Origin of the sequence: Clostridium boliviensis (assembly GCF_033342255.1) — a bacterium.
Classification (GTDB): Bacteria; Bacillota; Clostridia; order Lachnospirales; family Lachnospiraceae; genus Lacrimispora; species Lacrimispora boliviensis.
The window spans coordinates 1-343 of record NZ_JAWONS010000066.1; the positions used below are offsets into that span (position 1 = coordinate 1).

Here is a 343-nt window from a genome sequence, read left to right on the forward strand (position 1 = left end):
TCCGCCTCCCGGGCGTCGATCACGGCACCCGTCAGGATCATGTCCATCGCCCTCCCTTTCCCCACCAAACGGGCCAACCGCTGGGTTCCTCCGGCACCGGGGATGATGGACAAATTGAGCTCAGGCAGGCCGAATTTGGCATTTTCCTGGGCGATCCGCAGATCGCAGGCCATCGCCAGTTCGCAGCCGCCCCCCAGGGCATAGCCGTTGACGGCGGCGATGGTCGGCTTGTCATATTGCTCGATTTCGTCGTAAAACCCCTGCAGAACCGCATCCAATCCGTCCCGGAGGGTTCGGCGGCTCAGCTCGGCAATGTCCGCCCCGGAAACGAATGACTTCTCCC

General features: G+C 63.0%; 1 protein-coding gene. It reads right to left on the minus strand.

Features of this window, described 5'->3' with window-relative positions; genetic code table 11:
• Nucleotides 1-305: enoyl-CoA hydratase-related protein (locus tag RZO55_RS02965; protein ID WP_439100018.1), on the minus strand; the 305-nt coding region annotated here is incomplete at its 3' end.
• Nucleotides 306-343 lie beyond the last annotated feature (38 nt).